The organism is Methylobacterium sp. J-068 (assembly GCF_022829445.1).
Classification (GTDB): Bacteria; Pseudomonadota; Alphaproteobacteria; order Rhizobiales; family Beijerinckiaceae; genus Methylobacterium.
Genome location: NZ_JAKSXY010000049.1, coordinates 1 through 23,043 on the forward strand (window position 1 = coordinate 1; position 23,043 = coordinate 23,043).

Annotated in this window: 15 protein-coding genes; 9 read left to right on the forward strand and 6 right to left on the reverse strand. The window is 69.5% G+C overall.

Translation table 11 applies throughout. The features are described 5' to 3' along the window. The 4 genes from MKK54_RS05105 to MKK54_RS05120 all read left to right on the forward strand — a co-directional run. Positions 1-928 (forward strand): glycosyltransferase family 2 protein (locus MKK54_RS05105; RefSeq protein WP_244009622.1); only part of this gene is annotated, 928 nt, incomplete at its 5' end. Between the two features lie 477 nt (positions 929-1,405). After that, positions 1,406-8,827, forward strand: coding sequence for a type I polyketide synthase (locus MKK54_RS05110; RefSeq protein ID WP_244009624.1), 7,422 nt, complete (start codon positions 1,406-1,408; stop codon positions 8,825-8,827). A gap of 25 nt (positions 8,828-8,852) precedes the next feature. Continuing rightward, positions 8,853-10,229, forward strand: a complete 1,377-nt coding sequence (locus MKK54_RS05115; protein WP_244009625.1) for an aminotransferase class I/II-fold pyridoxal phosphate-dependent enzyme — start codon at positions 8,853-8,855, stop codon at positions 10,227-10,229. Between the two features lie 237 nt (positions 10,230-10,466). After that, positions 10,467-10,616: a hypothetical protein gene (locus tag MKK54_RS05120; RefSeq protein ID WP_244009626.1), complete on the forward strand. Its 150-nt coding sequence runs from the start codon at positions 10,467-10,469 to the stop codon at positions 10,614-10,616. A 98-nt stretch (positions 10,617-10,714) separates the two neighbouring features. On the opposite strand, the gene MKK54_RS05125 is transcribed toward MKK54_RS05120, so the two are convergent. Beyond that, the gene (locus MKK54_RS05125) at positions 10,715-12,103 is read right to left on the reverse strand and encodes an Nramp family divalent metal transporter (protein WP_279597184.1); all 1,389 of its coding nucleotides are present in this window, start codon (positions 12,101-12,103) and stop codon (positions 10,715-10,717) included. 131 nt (positions 12,104-12,234) lie between these two features. Next, the gene (locus MKK54_RS05130; protein ID WP_244009627.1) at positions 12,235-13,932 is read right to left on the reverse strand and encodes a PAS domain S-box protein; all 1,698 of its coding nucleotides are present in this window, start codon (positions 13,930-13,932) and stop codon (positions 12,235-12,237) included. Between the two features lie 788 nt (positions 13,933-14,720). On the opposite strand from MKK54_RS05130, the gene MKK54_RS05135 reads away from it, so the two are divergent. Both MKK54_RS05135 and MKK54_RS05140 read left to right on the forward strand, forming a co-directional pair. After that, on the forward strand, positions 14,721-15,749 hold the full coding sequence (locus MKK54_RS05135; RefSeq protein WP_244009628.1) for a DUF2865 domain-containing protein: 1,029 nt from the start codon (positions 14,721-14,723) through the stop codon (positions 15,747-15,749). Positions 15,750-15,927: 178 nt separating this feature from the next. Further along, on the forward strand, positions 15,928-16,845 hold the full coding sequence (locus MKK54_RS05140; RefSeq protein WP_244009629.1) for an MBL fold metallo-hydrolase: 918 nt from the start codon (positions 15,928-15,930) through the stop codon (positions 16,843-16,845). Positions 16,846-16,901: 56 nt separating this feature from the next. On the opposite strand, the gene MKK54_RS05145 is transcribed toward MKK54_RS05140, so the two are convergent. After that, complete coding sequence (locus tag MKK54_RS05145) at positions 16,902-17,681, reverse strand: DUF1499 domain-containing protein (protein ID WP_244009630.1); 780 nt, start codon at positions 17,679-17,681, stop codon at positions 16,902-16,904. 281 nt (positions 17,682-17,962) lie between these two features. Between MKK54_RS05145 and MKK54_RS05150 the strand changes: the two genes are divergently transcribed. Continuing rightward, complete coding sequence (locus MKK54_RS05150) at positions 17,963-18,439, forward strand: MarR family winged helix-turn-helix transcriptional regulator (protein ID WP_244009631.1); 477 nt, start codon at positions 17,963-17,965, stop codon at positions 18,437-18,439. Here the strand turns inward: MKK54_RS05150 and MKK54_RS05155 are convergent. Together MKK54_RS05155 and MKK54_RS05160 are read right to left on the reverse strand one after the other, a co-directional pair. Further along, the gene (locus MKK54_RS05155; RefSeq protein ID WP_244009633.1) at positions 18,436-19,164 is read right to left on the reverse strand and encodes an HAD family hydrolase; all 729 of its coding nucleotides are present in this window, start codon (positions 19,162-19,164) and stop codon (positions 18,436-18,438) included. The two genes, MKK54_RS05150 and MKK54_RS05155, sit on opposite strands and share 4 nt — an antisense overlap. Beyond that, positions 19,154-19,693: a hypothetical protein gene (locus MKK54_RS05160; RefSeq protein WP_244009635.1), complete on the reverse strand. Its 540-nt coding sequence runs from the start codon at positions 19,691-19,693 to the stop codon at positions 19,154-19,156. The genes MKK54_RS05155 and MKK54_RS05160 overlap by 11 nt, the downstream gene beginning before the upstream one ends. A 105-nt stretch (positions 19,694-19,798) precedes the next feature. Between MKK54_RS05160 and MKK54_RS05165 the strand changes: the two genes are divergently transcribed. Continuing rightward, complete coding sequence (locus MKK54_RS05165) at positions 19,799-21,193, forward strand: aminotransferase (protein ID WP_244009636.1); 1,395 nt, start codon at positions 19,799-19,801, stop codon at positions 21,191-21,193. A 690-nt stretch (positions 21,194-21,883) separates the two neighbouring features. Then, on the forward strand, positions 21,884-22,834 hold the full coding sequence (locus MKK54_RS05170) for a metallophosphoesterase (RefSeq protein ID WP_244009637.1): 951 nt from the start codon (positions 21,884-21,886) through the stop codon (positions 22,832-22,834). Between the two features lie 54 nt (positions 22,835-22,888). Here the strand turns inward: MKK54_RS05170 and MKK54_RS24485 are convergent, their stop codons facing one another. Next, complete coding sequence (locus MKK54_RS24485; RefSeq protein WP_279597185.1) at positions 22,889-23,017, reverse strand: hypothetical protein; 129 nt, start codon at positions 23,015-23,017, stop codon at positions 22,889-22,891. Between the last annotated feature and the right edge of the window lie 26 nt (positions 23,018-23,043).

Consider the following 23,043-nt stretch of genomic DNA (forward strand, 5'->3'; position numbering starts at 1 on the left):
GGCGGCACGGCTGAACGCTCTCGCGGACATCGCCGCGCCGATGGGGGCCAGCGCCGTGCGGGGGCCCCTGGGCTTCAACCGCCTGGTGCGGTCACTGCCGGAACCGGCGCCGCTGGTCTCGGTGATCGTCCCGACCCGCGATCGGGCGGAACTGCTCGGCGTGGCTCTCGAAGGCCTGCTGACGAGCACGGATTATCCCGTCCTCGAGGTCATCGTCGTCGACAACGAGAGCATCGAGGCCGACACGCGGGCCCTGTTCGCGCGCCATGCCGGCGATGCGCGGGTCCGCGTTCTGCCGGTGCCGGGCGCCTTCAACTTCTCCGACCTCTCCAACCGGGGCGCCGCCGCGGCGCGCGGCTCCGTCCTCCTGTTCCTCAACAACGACATCGAGGTGATCGAGCCGGGCTGGCTGCGCGAGATGGTGTCCATCGCCCTCGATCCCGGGATCGGCGCGGTGGGTGCCAAGCTGCTCTACCCGGACCGGACGCTGCAGCACGGCGGGATCATCCTGGGGATCGGCGGCGTCGCCGGGCACAGCCACCCGGGATTGGGGGAGGCGGAACCGGGCTACTTCGCCCGCATGGTACTGTCGCAGGAGGTCTCGGCCGTCACCGGAGCCTGCCTCGCCGTACGCGCCGACGCCTTCGCCGCCTGCGGCGGGTTCGACGCGGAGCGCCTCGCCGTGGCCTTCAACGATGTCGATCTCTGCCTGCGCCTGCGCGCCCACGGATATCGAAACGTGTGGACGCCCCACGCGCGCCTGATCCACCACGAGTCGAAGAGTCGCGGCGCCGAGGATACCCCGGAAAAGCGCGCGCGTTTCGAGGGCGAGGTCGCCGTCATGCGGGCGCGCTGGGGAGCGCAACTGCGCGCCGATCCGTACTACAACCCCAATTTCCCGCGCAGCGGCGCGCGCTTCAGAATCTGATGCCGCGTTGCAGCAAGGACCCGTCGCATCGCAAAGTCGCCGCATTCGAGGATTTAATCCCCGTCCACACGTTTGGACCCTGGACGACGATCGGTCTGCCACGCGGCCGCCCGAGGCCGGCCCGGAGATGCCGCAGGTCCGATGGGCGGTCCGAACCTTGACTTGTCGTCGTCAGCGTTCTTCCAAGGCCGTGTTCGCGCCAATAGTTTGGGCCGGAAGACGGCGAATGCGGCGTTTGTTGGAATGATCGAAGCGAAGATCCGAATGGTTACTGCTGATCTTTGCGGCGTATCGTTCGAAATCCGCCGTTTCAATTGATGGATACGTGCAACAGGGGTCATTCTTTATGATGACAGGCCTGTTCGTTTCGCGCTCACAGGTTGGACAGCAGCCTGGAGCCATACTAAGGATCGGGCGGATTGCCCCGGTGGTATCAGTCGATCCTGTCCCCCGTTCAAGAGCGTGTGCGAATCGAACGTGACTCAACGTACAGACATCGCGATCATCGGCCGTGCCTGCCGGCTTCCCGGCGCTTCGAGCGTCGAAGGCCTCTGGCAGCTTCTCACGGAGGCGCGTTGCGCCGTTGGCCGCATCCCCGATGACCGCTGGTCCCTGGAGCGATTCGGGCACCCGCGCGCCCAGGAGCGCGGCAAGAGCTACACCTGGTCCGCCGGCGTGCTCGACGACATCTGGTCGTTCGATCCGGGCGTGTTCGGCATCTCGCCGCGCGAAGCCGAGCAGATGGATCCGCAGCAGCGCCTGCTGCTGGAATTGACCTGGGAGGCCCTGGAGGATGCGGGCCTGCGGCCCTCCGACGTGGCGGGCAGCCAGATCGGCGTCTTCGTCGGCGCCTCCTCCCTCGATTACGGCAACCTGCGGGTGCTCGACACCTCCTCGGGCGATGCCTACGCGGCGACCGGCAACACGCTCTCGATCCTGTCGAACCGCATCTCCTACATCTACGACCTGAAGGGGCCGAGCTTCACCGTCGACACGGCCTGCTCGTCCTCCCTCGTCGCCCTGGATGCCGCTGTGGCCGCCATCGCCAGCGGCCGGATCGACACGGCCGTGGTGGCCGGTGTCAACCTGCTGGCGAGCCCCTTCAACTTCATCTGCTTCTCCAACGCGCAGATGCTCTCGCGGACCGGCCTGTGTCAGGCCTTCTCGTCGAGCGCCGACGGTTACGTCCGCTCCGAGGGCGGCGTCGTCCTGGTGCTCAAATCCGCCAAGGCGGCCCTGCGCGACGGCAGCACCGTGCGCGGCGTGATCGCGGCGAGCGGCGTCAATTCCGACGGCCGCACCACCGGCATCTCCCTGCCCTCCGGCTATGCGCAGGGCGCGCTGCTGGAGCAGGTCTACCGCGAGGCTGAGATCGACCTCGATTCCGTGGTCTTCGTCGAGGCGCACGGCACCGGCACGCCGGTCGGCGACCCGATCGAGGCCAGCGCCATCGGCGGCAAGCTCGGTCGGCCGCGCAAGGCACCGCTGCCCATCGGCTCGATCAAGAGCAATATCGGTCACACCGAGCCGGTCTCGGGCCTCGCCGGCCTGCTCAAGGCCAGCCTCGCCCTCGAGCACGACCTGTTCCCGACCTCGCTCCACGCGGCCGAGCTGAACCCCGACATCCCGTTCCGGGACCTCAACCTCTCCGTCACGAACAAGCCCCTGGCGCTGACCCGCGACGGCAAGGCGCGCTTCGCCGGCGTGAACTCCTTCGGCTTCGGCGGCACCAACGCGCACGTCGTCCTCACCGACGCGCCGCCGGTCAAGGTCGCGGCAAACGCCCCCGAGGGCGCGCGGGCTCCGGAGGTGCTGCTGCTCTCCGCTCAGAGCCGCGCCGCGCTGAACGAACTCGCCCTCGACTACGCCGAGCGCCTGGACGGTGCCGCCCCGGCGCAGGTCGCCCGCATCGCGGCGGCCGCCGCGCATCGCCGCGAGCGCCTGTCCTCACGGCTCGCCGTGCCACTCGACGCCGATCTTCCGCAGGTGCTGCGCGCCGTCGGCGAGGCGGAGGACAATCCGGCCGCCCTCCTCGGCACCGCCGTCGATCGCGCGGCCGAGGTCGCCTTCGTCTATTCCGGCAACGGCAGCCAGTGGGCCGGCATGGGCCGCGAGGCCTACGATCGGAACGCCGTCTTCCGCGAGGCCTTCGACCGGATCGACGGTCTGTTCCTGAAGCTCTCCGACTGGTCGCTCAAGGAGGCCCTGTTCGCCGAGGACCTGGACGAGCGCCTCGTTCTCACCCGCGTGTCGCAGCCGCTGATCTTCGCGATCTCCAGCGCCTCGACCACGGCCCTGCGCGCGCGGGGCCTGAAGCCGAGCTACGTCCTCGGCCACAGCGTCGGCGAGATCGCGGCGGCCGAAGCCGCCGGCATCCTCAGCCTCGACCAGGCCGTCAAGGTCATCTTCTACCGCAGCAAGCACCAGGAGACGACGCGCGGCTTCGGGACCATGGCGGTGCTGCTGGCGCCGGCCGACGAGATCGCGCTGTTCCTGCAGGACTACCCGACCCTCGACATCGCCGCCTACAACAGCCCCAAGGCCATTACGGTCGCGGGCCCGGTCGAGGATATCGACGCGGCCATGAGGGCCCTCTCGCGCAAGCGCCGGCGCGGGCGCAAGCTCGACCTGGAATACCCGTTCCACGGCCGGCTGATGAACCCGACCGAGAAGCCGCTGCTCCGCGACCTCGCCGGGCTGAAGCCGCGGGCCGCCACCACCGCCATGGTCTCGACCGTGACCGGCACGGTGCTGCCCGGCGAGCAGTTCGGGGCGGGCTACTGGTGGCGCAACATCCGCGAGCCGGTCCGCTTCTGCGAGGCCATCCAGGAAGCCACGCGCCGGGGCGCCCGCGTCTTCATCGAGGTCGGGCCGCGCGCGACCCTGCTGTCGCATATCGGCGACGCGATCGAGCCGCTCGGCATCGAGAACGCGACCATCGGCGTGCTGCACCGCAAGCCGGCCGACGGCGATCCGATCGCCCGCACGGTCGCGGCCGCCCTGGTCCAGGGGGCCGCCGTCGACGAGGACACCGTCTTCGGCCGCAATCCCGAGGGCGACGTGCCGCTGCCGCTCTATCCCTGGCAGCGCCGGCCGTTCCGCCTCGCCGAGACCACCGAGGGCGTCGGTGCCGCCACCCCCCGCCCCTATCATCCGCTCTACGGTTCGCGCCTGACCCCCGACGGCCTGGAATGGCACGGCCACGTCGACATCGCGACGGTGCCGGACCTCGACGATCACCGCATCGACGGACAGGCGATCCTGCCCGGCGCGGCCTTCATCGAGATGGCGCTCGGCGTCGCCCGCGAGGCGATGAAGAGCGACAGCGTGGTCCTGGCCGAGTTCGAGATCCAGTCGCCGATGGTGTTCGGCGAGGAATCCCTGCGCGAGGTCGCGGTGCGCATCGCCGGCTCCGGCAACGCGATCCAGATCCTCAGCCGTCCGCGCCTGACCCAGGCCGCCTGGCAGATCCATGCGGCCGCCAAGATCATCGACGGCAGCTTCTCCGATCCGGCTCCGGTCGACATCCACGTTCCCGAGGAGCAGGCCGTCGAGGGGGCGGCCCTGTACCGCCTCGCCGCCGCGTCCGGCCTCGGCTTCGGCCCGAGCTTCCGTCAGGTGGCGCACAGCGCCCGGATCGACGAGACCACCATCGTTTCCGAGCTGGTGCCGGCCGAGGCCGATGCCCGCTTCGGCCTCGTGCCCGCGCGCCTGGATTCCTGCTTCCACGGCCTCATCCTGCTCTTCGCCGGCCTGATGGGCGAGGGCTCCACCAAGGCTTACGTGCCGGTTCGCTTCGGCGAGATCCGCCTCGTGAAGCCGGGTGCCGTCATCGCACGGGCGATGATCAGGACCCGGCGCGCCAACGAGCGCAGCATCCTGGCCGACTTCACCCTGGTCGATGCCGAGGGAGCCGTCATCGCCACGTTGCGCGAGGGCCGGTTCCAGGCCCTGCGCACCAAGAGCGGCAGCGAATTGGCGGCCTACGCCATCGCGCAGCGCCCCGAACTCGCCGCCGAGCCGACGGCGATCCCCCTGGAACGCGGGGCGCGCATCGCCGACGCGGTCCGACCGGCGGTCAAGGCGGCCTTCGCGCCGGCCGAGGCTCCGCTCGCCCCCGGCCATCTCCTTCTCGAAGGCTGGGCCACCTCGATGGCCTACCGCCTCGCGGAGGGCCTTCAGCGCGCGGGCTCCGTGGCGATCGACGACCGGGTTCCGGAATCGATGCGCCCCTGGCTCCTGAATGCGCTCCTCGCCCTGGAGAGCAGCGGGCTCGCCACGCATGACGGCGACCGCTGGACCCTGCGCAAGGACGTCACCCTGCCGGCGCCCGACGAGATCATGCGCTGGATCGCGGCCGATCATCCCGAACTCTCGGCCGAACTGGTGCTGACGGCCGATATCGGCGCCGTGATCGGCCGCCTGCTGGCGGGCGATCTGACGGTCGCGCCGACCCTGTCGCAGAACGCCCTCGACGCCTTCATCCTGCGCAGCGCCACCGCGCGGGCCTCGGCCAACGTCATCGCGGCGCTCGTGGAATCCGGCCGCGCCGCCCTGCCTCGCGATCGGGCGCTTCGCGTGCTTCAGGTCGGGTTCGGCCCGCTCTCGGCGCAGGCGGCGAGCTTCGCCGATGCGGTCGAGGCGCAGCTCACGGTCTTCGAGGCGGATCGACGCCTCGCCGAGCGCGCCCGCCTCGCCCTGCCCCGCGGCGTCACGGTGATCGAGGATCCGGCGGACCTGACCCAGGGCGGCTTCGATGCCATCCTGGCGAGCAACGTCCTGCATCGCTCCGAGCGCGCGCTGCTGAACCAGGTCTCCGATGCTCTCGCCACGGGCGGCTTCCTCCTCGCGGTCGAGCCCGGCGCCTCGCTGTTCCGCGACCTCGTCTTCGGCCTCACCCCGGACTGGTTCGACGCCCTCGGCGACCTGCCGGTCGGGCGCCTCGACGACATCACGGGCTGGCAGCGCTCGCTGAGCAACACCGGCCTCGTGCGGGTGGCGGTCGACCGCGCGGTCTCGGCCAATGGCGACGACCTCCTGTTCATCGCCGAGGCGCCCGCGCGGACCAAGCCCGCCGCCGGCCAGACCTTCGCCTTCGTCATCGGCTCGCACGACGCCTTCGCGGCGGAGACCGCCTCGTCGCTGGCGACGCTCCTGGTGGCCGGTGGCGTCCACGTCTCCATCATCCTGGATTCCGAGCAGTCGCTGCTCGAACTGGAGCGGGAGACGCCGGACACCGTGGTGTTCCTCGCCGGTGCCTTCAACCACGACGGGTCCGCCGCCGACCGCCTGCGCGAGCGCTGCCTCAGCCTGAAGCGCTGCGTCGAGCATCTCGGCAGCCGCCAGACCCGGCTCTGGGTCGTCTGCCCCGGCGCCACCCGCGATGCGGGCGATCCGACCGGCTCGGTGGAGGCCGGCGTCTGGGCCTTCACCCGGACCCTCGCCAACGAGGTCGCCAACCTCGACGTGCGCCGGATCGATCTGGCCGAGGCATTGTCGACCAAGAGTGCCGCCGAGCGTCTGCGCGACCTCATCCTCTCGGGCACGCCCGAGACCGAGATCATCCTCGACGCCGACCGCACCCGCGTGATCCGGTTCGCGCCGGGTCAGCTCGCGCGCCGTCCCGCCGCCGATGCGGTGCCGGCTCCGGCCGCGCGCCTGGAGCGCAGCAACACCGGCGGCCTCAACGAGATGACCTGGGGACCGGCGACGCGTCGCGCGCCGGGACGTGGCGAGGTCGAGATCGCGGTCGAGGCCACCGGCCTCAACTTCCGCGACGTGCTCTGGGCGCTCTCGATGCTGCCCGAGGAAATCCTGGAGGACGGGTTCGCCGGTCCCCGCCTCGGTCTCGAGGTCGCCGGCCGCGTTCTCTCGGTGGGCAAGGGCGTCGCGGCGTTCAAGCCGGGAGACCGCGTCGTCGCCTTCGCGCAATCGGGCTTCGCGACGCACATCGTCGTGCCCGAACTCGTGGTGGCGCCGAGCCCGCCCGGTCTCGATCCGCAGGCCGCCGCCACCGTGCCGGTGGCCTTCCTGACCGCGTATTACGGCCTCGTGAGCTGCGCCCGCCTGCGCCGCGGCGAGTGGGTGCTGGTGCATGGCGGCGCCGGCGGCGTCGGCCTCGCGGCCCTGCAGATCGCCAAGCTCAAGGGGGCACGCGTCATCGCCACGGCCGGGTCCCGCGAGAAGCGCGCCCTGGTCAAGGCGCTCGGCGCCGAGCACGTGCTCGACTCGCGCTCGCTCGCCTTCGTGGACGACGTGCGCCGCATCACCGGCGACGGTGTCGGCGTCGTGCTGAACAGCCTGTTCGGCGAAGCGATGGAGCGCAGCCTCAACTGCCTCAAGCCGTTCGGCCGCTTCATCGAACTGGGCAAGCGCGACTACGTCGCCAACACCCATATCGGCCTGCGTCCGTTCCGCCGGAACCTGTCGTATTTCGGCGTCGACCTCGATCAGGTGCTCCAGCACCAGGGCGAGGACGGAGCCCGGCTCTTCCGCGAGGTCATGGCCCTGTTCAACGAGGGCGGCCTGAAACCGCTGCCGTTCCAGCCCTTCACGGCGGACGAGGTCTCCGACGCCTTCCGGCTGATGCAGCAATCGGGTCACGTCGGAAAGATCGTGATCGCGCCGCCGAAGCCCGGCAGCGTGATGCAGGCGGAGAAGTCCGCCTTCGCGATCTCGCCTGAGGGCGTTCACCTCGTCACCGGCGGTCTCGGCGGCTTCGGCATCGAGGCCGCGCGCTGGCTGGCGGATCGGGGGGCGAAGCACATCGTCCTCGTCGGCCGCAACGGCGCCGCGAGCCCTGAAGCCAAGCAGGTGGTGGCCGATCTCGGCGGACGTGGCGTCAACGTCGCGGCCATGGCCTGCGACATCACCAGCCGCAAGGCGGTCGATGCGCTGCTCGACGCGGTGGAGCGCAAGGGGCAGACGCTCGCCGGCGTGATCCACGGCGCGATGGTCCTGCAGGACGGCCTCATCGCGAATATCGACGCGGCGGCCCTCGACGCGGTCATTCGTCCGAAGGTGATCGGTGCCGAGAATCTCGACGCGGCGACGCGGAGCCGCAAGCTCGACTACTTCGTGATGTTCTCCTCGGCCACGACCTTCATCGGCAATCCCGGCCAGGGTGCCTATGTCGCCGCCAACGGGTTCATGGAGGGGCTCGCCCGCCGCCGTCGCAAGGCCGGCCTGCCGGCGCTCGCCGTCGCCTGGGGCGCCATCGGCGATGTCGGCGTGCTGGCCCGCAACCGCGCGGTCATGGAAACCCTCGCGGGCCGCGTCGGCGTCACGCCGATGGACGCCCGCCACTGTCTCGACCTCATGGCCGACGCGCTCGAGGGCCAGGGCAACAATCCCGACGACGCGGTGATCGCGATCGCCTCCATGCACTGGGGCAAGGCGCGTGAGCGCCTCGCCACCATGAAGAGCCCGAGCTATGCCGAACTCGGCTCAGACCAGCAGATGGAAGCCGGCACCGTGGCGGCCATCAATATCGGCCTCCTGCTGAAGACGCAGGACATCGACGCGGTGCGCAAGACGGTGGCCGACGCCATCGTGGAGGACATCGCCCGGATCCTGCGCCTGCCCAAGGACGACATCAGCCGCGTGCGCCACCTCTCCGAGATCGGCCTCGATTCGCTGATGGGCGTCGAACTCGGCGCCAGCCTGCAGGAGCGCTTCGCCCTCGAAGCGCCGCCCTCCGGCATCTCGTCGGGCCTCACCGTCAACGAATTGACCGAGACCCTGATCCAGTCGATCGCGGCCCCGGTCGACGAGGCGGCGGCGGCGGTGATGAGCCTGGCGCAGCGCCATGCCAGCGAGGGGGTCGACGTGCGCACCCTCGAGCCCTTCCACGCGCTGGTCGAAGAAAACAGCCTCGTCATCAAAGAGATCCTGCCGTGAGACATCTCAGCCAGAGATATGCCGCATGAGTAATCCCGCGAGACCAGACGGCGGACGCGCGGCCCTGGCGGGCTTCGTGACGAACCGCCTCGGGCGCAACGCCAACCGGCCGGCGCCCGCTCGGCCGGCGCAGCGGCCCTCGGGCGATCTCTCGGTGCAGAACTTCGAGTCGCTGCCGGGCTATCGCGAACTCCGGCTCCAGCGTTCGGCCGCCGACCTGATCGGCCTCGGCAACCCGTTCTTCCGGGTCCACGAGACCAAGGCGGGCGCCACCACGCGCATCGCCGGCAAGTCGTTCGTCAACTTCTCGTCCTACGATTACCTCGGCCTGAACGGGCATCCGGACGTCAACGCGGCCGCCTCCCGGGCGATCGCGGAGTACGGGACCTCCGCCTCCGCGAGCCGGATCGTGGCGGGCGAGCGTCCGGGCCATCTCTCCCTCGAGAAGGCGCTGGCCGACCATTACGAGACCGAGGCCTGCGTGGTGATGGTGAGCGGGCACGCCACCAACGTCACCACGATCGGCGCTCTGCTCGAGCCCGGCGACGTGATCTTCCACGATGCGCTGAGCCACAACAGCATCGTGACGGGCGCGCAGCTCTCGGGCGCCCAGCGGCGCTCCTTCTCCCACAACGACCTCGATGCCCTGGAGACGCTTCTCGGCGCCACGCGCCACGAACATCGCCGGGCGCTGATCGTGGTCGAGGGCCTCTACAGCATGGACGGCGATGCGCCGGACCTCGCGGCCCTGATCGCCCTGAAGCAGCGCTACGACGCTTGGCTGATGGTGGATGACGCCCACGGTCTCGGCGTTCTCGGACGGACGGGCGTGGGCCTCGCCGAGCATTGCGACGTCGACCCGCGCGGCGTCGACATCTGGATGGGCACGCTCTCGAAGACGCTCTCCACCTGCGGCGGCTACGTCGCCGGCCCGGCGCCCCTGATTGAATATCTCAAATGCACCGCCGGCGGCTTCATCTACAGCGTCGGCATCTCGCCGCCCCTGGCCGCCGCCGCGGAGGCGGCCCTCGACATCATGCATGCCGAGCCGCACCGGGTGGAACGCCTGCGCCAGAACGGACACTTGTTCCTGTCCTGCGCCAAGAAGCATGGGCTCGACACCGGCACGAGCCTCGGGCTCGCGGTGATTCCGGTCATCGTGGGCGATTCCCTCAAGTCGGTCACGCTGTCGGACCGCCTCTACAAGCGCGGCATCAACGTCCAGCCGATCATCCATCCGGCGGTACCGGAGCGGGCCTCGCGCCTGCGCTTCTTCATCACCTCCGAACATACCCCCGAGCAGATCCGCGAGACGGTGGACGCGGTCGCGGAGGAACTGGCGGCGATCGAGAAGGGCGGCTCGCTCATCGAGCAACTGATGGCCAAGCGCGGCAAGCCGTAGGTCTCGCGGAAACGCCGCGCCGCGGCGGTGACCGAAAATATCTGGCAAGTTTTATGCACCGGCCCCAGGGCCGGTGTTTTTTTTGGTCTCCGCCTTCCTGCGGCGGATTGCCCTCAGCCCCTGAGCAGGAGACACTCGCTTCGCCATCTGTCTCTCAGTCGCCACCCGGAACCCGCGCCACCGGAACCCGGCTCTGTATGCGGCGTTCGTCCCCAGCCCGTCGGTCAGGAGCCCGTCATGAGACAATCGACTGCCGCCTCCATCGTGCGACGTCTGATCAAATCCGTCGCCGAGGCAGGCCGGTCGCTCATCGGTGCGGTCGTCGAAGGCGCGATGCCGGTGCCGCAGCCGGTTCCCGTCCGCGTGCGCGCGGTGCGCCGCCCCTAAGGCGCGCGGAATCCGGTGTTCGAAAGCGGCGCGGACCTTCACCCCGCGTCAGGCGCCGCTTCCCGTCAGATGAGCGAAATCACGGGGGCGTTTCGGCCTCAGGCGCCCGTGATCGTGTCGAACAGCAGTTTCACGTTGAGCGCGACGATGATGGCGGCGATGGTCCAGGCCAGGATCTTGAGCCAGTTCGGAATGACGTGGGCGCCCATCTTGCCCTTGTCCGACACGAACCCGACCAGCGGGATCACGGCGAACGGCAATTGCATCGAGAGCACCACTTGGCTCAGCACGAGGAGCCGCGCAGTGCCCTGCTCGCCGTAGAGGGCCGTGACCCCCACTACCGGGACGATCGCGAGGGCGCGGGTGAGCAGCCGACGCGCCCAGTCGGGAATGCGCAGGCGCAGGAACCCCTCCATCACGATCTGACCGGCCAGCGTCGCCGTGACGGTGGAGTTCAGTCCCGAGGCCAGCAGCGCCACCGCGAAGAGCGTCGAGGCGATGCCCGCGCCGAGGAGCGGCGACAGCAATTCGTAGGCCTGCTCGATCTCCTGGACGTCGGTCCGTCCCTGCGCGTGGAACACCGAGGCCGCCATGATCAGGATCGCGGCGTTGACGAACAGGGCCAGCATCAGCGCGAGGGTCGAATCCGTCACGGCGAAATGAATGGCGTCCCGTCGTCCCGCCTCGTCGCGCGGATAGGCCCGCGTCTGCACGATGGAGGAGTGCAGGTAGAGATTGTGCGGCATCACCGTGGCGCCGATGATGCCGATGGCGATGTAGAGCGCGGCCGGGTTCGTCACGATCTCGGGCGTGGGCAGGAAGCCGCCGAGCACCGCCTGGATCGGCGGCGCCGCGAGCGCGATCTGCACGCCGAAGCAGACGAAGATGACCGCCAGCAGCGCGATGACGAACGCCTCCAGGGCCCGGAAACCGCGCCGCATCAGCAGCAGGATCAGGAAGACGTCGAGGGCGGTGATCGTTGCGCCGAGGATCAGCGGGATGCCGAACAGCAGCTTGAGCGCGATGGCGGTCCCGATCACCTCGGCGAGATCGCAGGCGATGATCGCCGCTTCGCAGGCGATCCAGAGCAGCAGGCTGACCGGACGCGGATAATGATCGCGGCAGGCCTGGGCGAGGTCGCGACCCGTGGCGATCCCGAGCCGTGCGGCGAGGGCCTGGAGCACGATCGCCATCAGGTTCGAGAGCAGGATGACCGAGAGCAGCGTGTAGCCGAACTGCGCTCCGCCCGCGATGTCGGTCGCCCAGTTGCCCGGGTCCATGTAGCCGACCGACACCATGTAGCCGGGGCCGACGAAGGCCAGGAATCGTCGCAGCCAGGTGCCGCTCGCCCGCACCGGCACGCTGGCATTCATGCGCCCGAGGCTCGGCTGTTCCCGCGTCGCCCGTTCGAAGCGCCAGGATCCGGGCGCCGATCCGGGCGCCTCGGTCACCGCGTCGCAGACCGTGCCCTGTTCGTGTCGAGCCATGTCCACGCGTGCTTCCGCCATAGAGAAATCGGGCGCGCGTCGCGGCCCGAGGCTTTATAGCAGAGGCTATAACAAGAGCAAGCGGCTAAGTTCGGACGGAAAGCGCGATCTCCCGCTTCGTTCCCAATCCGTCAGGATGCCAGCGCCTGGATGTTCCGGTCGATCTCGGCGACCCCGCTCGCCGCGATCTGCATGCTCAGGGAAATCTCTCCCGTCACCGCGCTCTGCTCCTCGATCGCCGCGGCGACCCCGGTCACGATCTCACGGACCGCGACGATGGACTGGCCGATGGCGCTCAGCGAGCCGACCACGTCCACCGAGATCGACTGCATCGCCTTGATGTCCTCGGCGATCCGTGCGGTGGCGCTCGTGACCTGGTTCGAGAGGTTCTTCACCTCACCCGCCACCACGGCGAAGCCGCGTCCCGCCTCCCCGGCCCGTGCCGCCTCGATGGTGGCGTTGAGCGCCAGAAGGTTGATCTGGCCGCCGACGCCCTGGATGAGCTGGACGATCCCGTTCATGGAGTTGGCCGCATTCGCGAGGTCCATGGTCGAACGGTCGACCCTCTGGGCCCGGCTGTCCATCTCGTCCACTTCCTGGCGCGAGCGCGCGAGGCTGCCGGCGATCTCACTGATCGAGGCGTTCAGCTCCTCCGCGGCCGAGGCGACGGTCTGGACATTGGTCAGCATCGTGGTCGAGGTCCGCCCGACCTCGATCTGCGACCGCATCCGCCCCGACACGTCGGTGGCGTATTTCACGATCTTGAACGGCTTGCCGCTCACGTCGAAGATCGGATTGTAGGAGGCCTGGATCCAGATGTCCCGTCCGCCCGCGCCCACCCGCTGGAAGACGCCCGCCTGATACTCGCCCCGCCGGAGGGCCGACCAGAACGCCTGGTAATCGGCGGAGGCGGCGTAGGCCTGATCCACCAGCATCCGGTGATGCTGCCCACGGATCTGCTCGAGCCCGTAGCCGAGGACGCCGAGGAAATTCGCGTTGGCGTCGAGGACATGCCCGTCGAGATCGAAGTGGATGACGCCCTGAGAGCGGCTGATCGCATCCACCTGCCCCTGCATCTCGGCGTTGCGGCGCTTCTCGGCGGTGATGTCGCTCGCGAACTTCACGATCTTGACCACCTTGCCGGTGTGGTCGAAGACGGGGTTGTAGCTCGCCTGCAGCCAGATCTCCCGGCCGTCCCGCCCGGCGCGGCGGAACTCACCGGCCTGGAACGTGCCGCGCGCCAGCGCCTCCCAGAACGCCCGGTAGGGTGCGCCGTCCCGCTCTTCGGCCGTCACGAACATGCGGTGCTGCTGCCCCACCACCTCCGCGCGTGTGTGGCCCACCAGGGTCAGGAAATTCGCGTTGGCCGTCAGGATCGTTCCGTCGAGGGCGAACTCGATCACGCCCTGAGAGCGGCCGATGGCCTCGATCTGGCTCATGTTGTCGGCATTCCGGCGCTTCTCGGCCGTGATGTCGGTGGCGAATTTGACCACCCCGATCGTGCGTCCGTTGCGCCCCAGGATCGGATTGTAGGTCGCCTGCAACCAGATCTCGCGACCACCTTTGCCGATCCGCTTGTACTCGGCGCGCTGGAACTCACCCTTTGCGAGGGCCGCCCAGAAGTCGCGGTAGTCGAGACTGTCCCGCTCCGCCGTATCCACGAAGAGGCTGTGATGACGGCCCTTGATTTCCGAGAGGGAGTACCCGACCGTCGCAAGAAAATTTTCGTTCGCGTCGACGATCGTCCCATCGATCTTGAACTCGATGATGGCTTGCGAACGATCGAGCGCGACGAGTCTTGCTGAATTTGCACCACCAAAGAATATCATGGCTCGAAACCTTGAGTTCCGGCGTGCTGTATCTACTCATCACAGCGCCGTGGCCACTATGCTCGATGATGCTTGTATAATGTCTAACGCCGGGATTATGTCCGAGAAAATAATCCATCACGTTTATGTTATCAAGATCTATGAGATGGACTTGCTACACCGTAACTGTAACGCCAAGTCTTGGCGGGGGTTGAAGTGTCATCGTCGCGCTTGGCTATGGCAGCGCGGGTCGGGCGCCGCCGGAACGGATCGATATTCGCGCTGTGGACCCGAGATGTTTCGCTCGATCCGACGGCTCGGACGTGCGCTGATCCGTGGAGCCCTGTCGCAACCACTGTCTCATGAGAACATTGATCTATCGGACGATGCATGCGTGCTTGAACCCAACCACAGGAGGCATGGCTGCGGCGATGGACATTTCGGCCTGAGACGAGCGTCGTCAGGCCGATGCAGACCACGGGCGAGGCCGTTCTCCCGCCACCGACACATGTCCTCCGTGAGCCGTGCCGAAGCCGCTTCCGCGTCGGTCACGATGGCGCGACCCCGCAAGGCCCAGACGCGGACGGCATACCCACAGCCGAATGCATCCGCGACCGGCGTCGTTCGGGAGGCCAAGTCCTCACAAGGCGATGACGGCACGGCCATATCGCCGCCGCGCGCGTCCGCCTCGGTTGTTTGCCGCCGTTGCGGGTCGCCACGGATGATGTGTAGCTGCGGGAATGGAAATGCCTCGACGCCCAGATGCGGGCGGTTGGTCCGGAGGCACGTCGAGGGGAGCCCGCGTGGGTATGGATTGGCAGCGTCTCGCGCCCGCAAGCACGCGCAAGCAGATGGTGGCGACGGCCCTGGCCGGGCTTCTGCTCGGTCTCGGGGGCGTGACCGCCGGGACGAGCCTCGTCCAGGCGTCGGAGCGTGGCGGCCTGTTCGACTTCTTCGAGACGATCTTCCGGGGCCCGGCACCCGAGCCCGTGGCGATGCCGGCGCGTCGGCGCCCGGCGCATTACGCTTCGCTGCCCGATGACCGTACGGCGACACGCGCGGTCCGCCAGACGCCGCGTCCACGCTCCTCCGTCGCGCTCGTCCGAGCCGGTCGGCGGGCGAAGACCGGGCGCGGCGACCCCCGGCTCGATCAGACCCCGAGCGGCGCCGCGGCGCGTCTCGTCGGCGTCGCGCTCGGAGCCCGCACCGTCTGCGTGAGATCCTGCGACGGCTATCTCTTTCCGCTCGGGCGCCTCGCCGGGCGGGCCGACCTGCCGGTTCACGAGGCGGCCTGCGCGGCGGCCTGCCCCAACACGCCCACCCGCCTGTTCACCCTCGGTGCCGGCGAGGCCGAACTCGACCGGGCCATCGGTCTCGATGGCCGGCCCTATCGCAGCCTGGCGGTGGCCAATCTCTACCGGACCCGGCGCGTCGCGCAGTGCTCCTGCCAGCCGGAGGGCCATGTGGCGGTCCCGCTGCCGATCGCCCAGGACCTGACGCTGCGGGCCGGCGACGTGGTCACCACCACGACCGGCGCCGGCGTGGTGACGCCCTCCCGTCCCGGCGGCTTCACGGTAGTGGATTTTCGCGAGGCCAGGGGAATCTCCCGGCGGGCGCGGCGGGAGATCGACGCCAAGGTCGACGTCATCCGTCGCGAAGCCGATGCACGGGCGTTCCGCAAGGCGATGCGCAGCGCCGATCGGGCCGGTCGCATCCGTGTGGCGGCCGGTCCGGGCTTCCAGCCCGTGCCCCCGCCGATCGAAGTCGAGGGGGCCTTCGCGCCGGTGCGTGCCCCGGCCGGCCCCCGGGTCGTGATGGCTTCGCCCTTCGTCTACTGACGGGCCCCGCGTTGTCGTCGGCGCGCCGATGGCCTAGAGCGCAGACCGGCGCAATCGACACCGGTTCGTCGAAAGCGCGCGCGTCGGAACGAGAGCTCAGGGAGGCCGGCCCGATGCGATGGGGTCGGGGATGGCTCCGAGGCCGACGGACGCCCAGCGAAGGACGCCCGGATTCGGCATGAGCGAGACACGGACAGATCCCGTCTTCGACGGGGCGGCTCCTTCCAATGGGGAGACCGTTCGGCTTTCGCCCCTGGTTCGCAGGCGGATCGCGCCGAATGCCGGTCCCTTCACGGCGAGCGGAACCTGCACCTACATCGTCGGGACAGAGGACGTGGCGATCGTCGATCCCGGTCCGGACGATGCGGGCCACATCGCCGAGCTGATCGCGGCCTGCGCCGGTGCCCGCATCGGCGCCATCGTGGTCACGCACACGCATCGCGATCATTCGCCGGGTGCGCGCCTGCTCCAGGCCCGCACCGGCGCGCCGATCGTCGGCTGCGGACCGCATCGCGCCGCGCGGGCCCTCACGCAGGGGGAGTTTCCGCACCTCGACGCCAGCGCCGACCGCGATCACCGCCCCGACCGCGCCCTGCGCGAGGGTGAGGTCGTCTCGGGCGCCGGCTGGACCCTGGAGGCCGTGGAGACGCCCGGCCATACCATGAACCATCTCGCCTTCGCGCTGCGCGAGGAGGAGGCCCTGTTCTCGGGTGACCACGTCATGGCCTGGTCCACGAGCATCGTCGCCCCGCCCGATGGCTCGATGCGCGCCTACATGGCCTCGCTCGACAAGCTGCGGAGCCGCCGGGAGGTGGTCTACTGGCCGGGCCATGGCGGTCCGGTGCGCGATCCGCAGCGCTTCGTGCGCGGCCTCGCTTCCCATCGCCGCCAGCGTGAGACTTCGATCCGCGCCCGGATCGAGGCGGGCGACCGGGACATCGGCGCCATCGTCGCCGCCATCTATCAGGGCCTCGATCCGGCCCTGCGGGGCGCGGCCGCCCTCTCGGTCTTCGCGCATCTGGAGGATCTGGTGGAGCGTGGCCTCGTCCTGAGCGACGGGCCGGCCCGGCTCGACGGCCGCTACGAGCCCGCCTGAGCGAAGCCCAGATCCGCCATCCCGAAGGGATCAGCCGGATTTGGCATGACTCGGCCTCACTTCACCGCGATGGCAAGGTTGGCGACCTCGTCGAGATAGGCCCGGATCCGGTCGGCGTTGCTGCCGAGGTCGCGCGTGCCGAGGCGGGAGGCGGAGCGGACATCGATGCGCGCCCCGTCCGCCCGGGGACGAACCCGCACCGTGACGTCGTCGGCGAGGTTCAGCACGGGGCCACGGGACACCGCCTCGATGCGTCCGTTCCCGATGCGGCCACCGGGACGGATCGCCTCGACGATCTGCCAGCGCCGGTTCACCGCCGCCTTGCGTGCGAGTTCGAACGCCTCGTCCGCATCGAGATCGAGCGTGAGGGGGGCGATCTGCGGATAGGCCGCGCGCTGGGCCGCGCGGGCCGCCGGTCCCGGATCGGGCGGGTAGCGGCCCTCCCGGGCCGCGAAGGCGGCGCGCGAGCGCGAGAAGGCGGGTGGATTCTCGGTGTCGGTGGTCACGTCCGCGATGGCCGGCAGGGCCAGGCCGCGCAGCGCCGCGAAGGCCGGATAGGCGAGGATCAGGCTCGCCAGGAACAGGCCGGCCAGCGCCGCTCCGAGGCCGCGCGCGCCCTCGCGCCAGACGCGGACGAAGGCCACCAGGGCGAGGCCTATGGCCATCACGGCCAGCATCAAGCCGGCGCCCAGGGTTGCCAGGGCCGGGCCGGCCTCGGCGCGCGGATCGCGCACCAGGACCAGAGCCATCAGGGTGACGAGCAGCGCCAGGATCGCGAGGGTCCGCGAGACCGGGCCGGCGCGCGTGACGGGATCTTCGTAGGGCAGACGGCGCATGCTGGGATGAAATTCGCTGTCCGGATGAGCGGCGGAGCCTCGTGCAGGAAGCTGTACCGATCCGCGCCCCTCGGCGCCATCCATCCGGCGCAGCAATCCCGAGGCCGTGTTCGCGCTCCGGCGCCCGTCCGGCGTCGGACAGGCGCCTCCGAACCGGGGCCGCATGGGCATCGCCTGCGGTGTGGCATGGCGTCCCGAACGCACGGCCTTGTGACCGGTCGGCGCGATGTCCGCCGCCTGCTTCCGGGCGGCTGCCCGAGTCTGCTATAGCGGCGCTCACGATGCCCGCACCCTCCCCGATGTCCGACGAGGCCGCCGATCCGCTGCGGGTCTGGTTCCGCTTCATACGCCTCAACCGCCGCGTCACCGCCGCGATGGCGGGGGAGTTGCGGGGGCTCGGCCTCTCGATCCCGCAATTCGATGCGCTCTCGACGCTGACCGAGCGCGAGGGCATGACGCAGCAGGACCTCGCGGCCCGCCTCTACGTCACGAAGGGCAACGTCTCGGGGCTGATCGATCGCCTCGTGGAGGCGGGTCTCGTCGAGCGGCGCCCGATTCCGGGTGACCGGCGCTCGCACGCCCTCCACCTCACCGCTCCGGGCACCGACCTCGCGACGCGCGGGATCGCGGCCCAGAAAGCCTACGTGGCCCGGACCCTCGGGCGGCTTCCCGCCGACGACATCGCGGATTTCGAGCGGCTGGTCCTGAAATGGCGCGACCTGGCGCGCGAGCCGCCGCGCCCGGAGGCGGAGGGTTAGAGCCCGAGCAGGGCCGGCAGGTCCGCGGCGGAATCGAGAACGTGGTCGGCGAGCGGCGCCATCTCGCACCGTGCCGCCGAGCCCAGCGGCCCGCTCAGGACGGCGATCGCGATCGCGCCGGCCGCGCGGGCCGCGACGAGGTCGTAGGGCGAATCCCCCACCATCGCGATCCGCTTCGGAGGGACGCCGAGATGCTCGGCGAAGGCCGTGACCATGCCGGGACGCGGCTTGGCGCCGTGGCCGGAATCGTAACCCACCACGAAGCCACAATGCGGCGCGAGTCCGAGAGCCGCGCATTGTGCCCGTGCCGAGGCCTCCGCGTCGTTGGTGGCGATGCCCAGGACGTAGCCGCCCCCGACCAGCCGGGCGGCGAGGTCGGCCGGCGCGCCGATCGGCCTCAGCGAGTCGAGGCCGGCGGCCCGGAACAAGGCGTCCATCTCGGCATAGAGGTCCGGGCCGGCCGGGCGATCCAGCACCTCGGCCCAGAGCGGGCCGTAGCCCGCCGAGGAGCCGGCGATCAGCGGGGAGGTCGGCGCGAAGCGGCGCTCGGCCTCGACGTAGTGGCTCACCCGCATCAGGGCTTCCAGGCGCGCCCGGTCTCCGCGCGCGAGGTCGGTCATCACCGAATAGGCCGCCGGGCCCCAGGTCCGGTCGAAATCGACGAGCGTCCCGTCCTTGTCGAACAGGATGCCGCGGATCGTCTCTCCGAGGGTCTCAGGCCGCATCGCGGACCTTCTCGACCTCGATGACGACGCCCTGCGGCGTCATGCGCTCGCGCGCCACCATGCGGTCGCCGGGCTCGAACACGCCGAGCGCCACGTCCCGGTCGGGCAGCACGACCGTGGTGGCCTTGTTGAGGTGGACGAGGACGTGGCGTTTCTGGGCCAGGGAGGAGGCCGCCCAGCGCTTCAGCTGGGTGTAATACGGCTCCCGCCGCCAGGCGTTCGGCTGGCCGGGATCGACCTGCACGTTCATGTGCCGCGAGACCGGATCGAGGCTCAGGACCATCTTGGCGCGCTCGGGCTTCCAGTCCGGCCCGAGCCAGGCCTCCGTCATCCAGAGGCAATGGAAGGCGCGGCAATGGTCGGGCCGCGTGGCGTGAATGGCGCAGCCCCTGCCCTGCTTCGTGTGCCGGCACCATTGCCCGGCGACGCTCTCCACGGCGGGCACGTCGTAGACCTTGCAGCAGAGCGTGCAGGTTCCGCAGGCGCGGCCGGGTGCCGGATGGGCCACGATGGTTGCGGGGTCGAGCATGGCTTCGAATCCGGTTGCGACGTCGCGCGGGTTTATACGGTGGGCGCCCCTCGTTACAGTCGCGTACCGCCGCATGCGGCCATCGGCCAACCGTCAGGCAAAAATATGCTCTCGAACCTCGCGACCCGCGACGTCGAAACCCTGATCCACCCCTACACGAACCTGGAGACCTTCCGCGAGACGGGCCCCCTGGTGCTGGAGCGCGGGCACGGCGTCTGGGTCTATGACAGCGACGGCCGGCCCTACCTCGAGGGCATGGCGGGGCTCTGGTGCACGGCCCTGGGCTACTCGAACGAGGAACTGGTGGAGGCGGCCAGCGAGCAGATGGCGCGCCTGCCCTTCACGCACCTGTTCTCGGGGCGCAGCCACGACCCGGCGATCGAACTCGCCGAGACGCTCAAGGAACTGATGCCGGTTCCCACCTCGAAGATCTTCTTCACCTCCTCGGGCTCGGAGGCCAACGACACCCAGGTCAAGCTCACCTGGTACATGAACAACGCCCTCGGGCGCCCGAAAAAGAAGAAGATCCTCTCGCACATCAAGGGCTACCACGGCGTCACGGTGGCCACCGCCTCGATGACGGGGCTGCCCGCCAACCACGCCGATTGGGACCTGCCGCTGCCGGGCTTCCTGCACGTGGGCTGCCCGCACCATTACCGCTTTGGCCTCGAGGGCGAGAGCGAGGAGGCCTTCACCACGCGGCTCGCCGCCGAACTGGAGGCCGTGATCCTGCGGGAGGGGCCCGACACGGTGGCGGCCTTCATCGCCGAACCCGTGCTGGGCGCCGGCGGGGCGATCCTGCCGCCCGCCGGCTACTACGCCAAGATCCAGGCCGTTCTCGACCGGCACGACGTCCGCTTCATCGCCGACGAGGTGATCTGCGGCTTCGGGCGCCTCGGCACCTGGTTCGGCTCCGAGGCGATGGGATTGCGGCCCGACAGCCTGTCCTTCGCCAAGGCGCTGACCTCCGGATACCTGCCGCTGGGCGGCGTCTCGGTGGACGAGCCCCTGTATCGCCTGATGGTGCAGCAGAGCGCCAAGCTCGGCACCTTCGGCCACGGCACCACCTATTCGGGGCATCCGGTGGCCTGCGCCGTCGCTCTCAAGACCATCGCGATCTACAAGCGCGACCGGATCATCGAGGGGGTCGCCGAGAAGGCGCCGCAATTCCAGGCGCGGCTTTCGGCCCTCGGCCAGCACCCCCTTGTGGGTGAAGCGCGCGGGATCGGCCTCATCGGCGGCCTCGAGATCGTCGCCGACAAGGCGTCGCGGCGGCAATACGAGCCGAAGGCCGGGGTCGCGGCCCGTTGCGTCGCGTTCGCGCAAGGAGAGGGGCTGATCGTACGCTTCCTCGCCGGGGACCGGATCGCCGTGTGCCCGCCCCTGGTGATCGCGCCGAACGAGATCGACACGCTGTTCGACCGGCTGACCCGCGCCCTGGACCGGACGCAGGCCTGGATCGCCGAGCAGGGCCTCCAGGCCGCGCCGCCCGCGCGCTGACGGGCGGCACCGAGGGTCGGCCGCGCGTGCAGCGCGAAGGTAGTATTCGCGCTGCATCATGTCTTCGCAATGCAATGCGTATTCAGTTCACGCCTCGATCAGTTGTCGTGGAGCGGTTCAGGATGACGCCTTCAACGGATCGTGAGGGAATTAAGCTTTCATTCAGGTTAGTCGCGGCTCTATGATGGGAATGTCGCTCGACGAGCATCCGGGTGAAACCGGCAGGTGCCCGGAAGATGCGCATGGTTATGAACTGGGCAGAGCGCTTAAGTATACCATGTCGAGCGTTGGTAAGGACTTCGTGTCATGCACCCCCGTCAACAGACTTCACGGCCGACGCAACGATCCAATCGATCGACGATCATCGTCGATCATTGTGCGGAGACGCTTCGCCCCGTGGCGCTTCCTGCCCTTGCCGCGGCCGTCCATGCCACCACGACGGCGCGCAAATCGACGCGGACCACGCTCCTGAGCAGCACGCATTCGGACCGTTTCGAGCACGAGGACACCCCGGTGTCCTGAGCACCGATCGGCGGGCCGGCGGGATCGGCCGGTGTTTCGACGGTCCCGGTAGCCCTTCCTCAATGCCTCGGGCCTATCGCTCCACGGGTGCGGGGCGTCCTCCTCGATTTGGTCACCATTGGTGACGAGGAAGGCGCTGCGCGCTTCGCGCGATCAAGGATCCTGACGATGCTGATTCTGCCGAGCCGCCGGCAGTTCCTCACGGGGCTCGGAGCGAGTGCCGCCGTCGCCGGCTCGACAGGGGTCTATGCCTTCGGCATCGAGCCGCTCTATCGCCTCGTCGTGACGCGCTACGCACCCGTCCTGCCGCACTGGACACCCGGCCTGTCCCTGCGCGTGGCCGTGCTGGCGGATTTCCACGTCGGCGAGCCCTTCATGCCGCTCGACCGGATCGCCGAGATCGTCGACGCCACGAACGCGCTGAAGCCCGATCTCATCCTGATGCTGGGCGATTATCCCGCCGGGCCGAGCGTGACCTACCGCAAGGTGCCGCTGACCGATTTCGCCCGCGTGGTGGCGCCGCTCCGGGCGCCGCTCGGCGTCTACTCCATCCTCGGCAATCACGATTGGTGGGACGATCAGGAGGCCCAGATGCGCTTGGCCGGCCCCGTCGCGGCCCGGCGGGCCCTGGAGAATGTGGGCATTCCCGTGATGGAGAACGATGCGCTCCGTCTCGTGAAGGACGGTAAGCCGTTCTGGATCGCCGGCGTCGGCGATCAGATCCCCTTCCTGATGCAGGGGTACGACGAGGGCCTGGACGATCTTCCCGGTACGCTCGCCAAGGTGACGGATTCCGCGCCGATCCTGCTCATGATTCACGAGCCCGACCTGTTCCTCGACGTGCCCGGGCGGGTGTCCCTGACGCTGGCGGGGCATACCCATGGCGGCCAGATCCGCCTGTTCGGCTATTCGCCGGTGATCCCGTCCGTGCGCGGCAACGACTTCGCCTATGGCCACGTGGTGCGCAAAGGCCAGCACATGATCGTCTCCGGAGGCTTCGGCGTCAGCCGCATTCCGGTGCGCCTCGGCGTCCCGCCCGAGATCGTGCTGCTGGAACTGGGGGGCGATGCCGAATCCACCGGCAAGACCGTCGAGCGGACCAGGATCCTCCGCGGCTGAACCCCGTGAGCCGGGCGACAGCCGAGGGCTGCGCGCCGGCCCTGACGGGAAATCCTACTTCTTGCCGGCCTTCGGGGCCGCCACGACCGCGCCCTTGGTGGAGGGAGCCGATGCGTTCGTCTTCGGGACGGCCTTCTTCGGCTTCTTGGCCTCGCGACTTCCACGTTTCTGTTCGGTCGCCATGATGTGTCTCCTCCCGTGATCGGGAC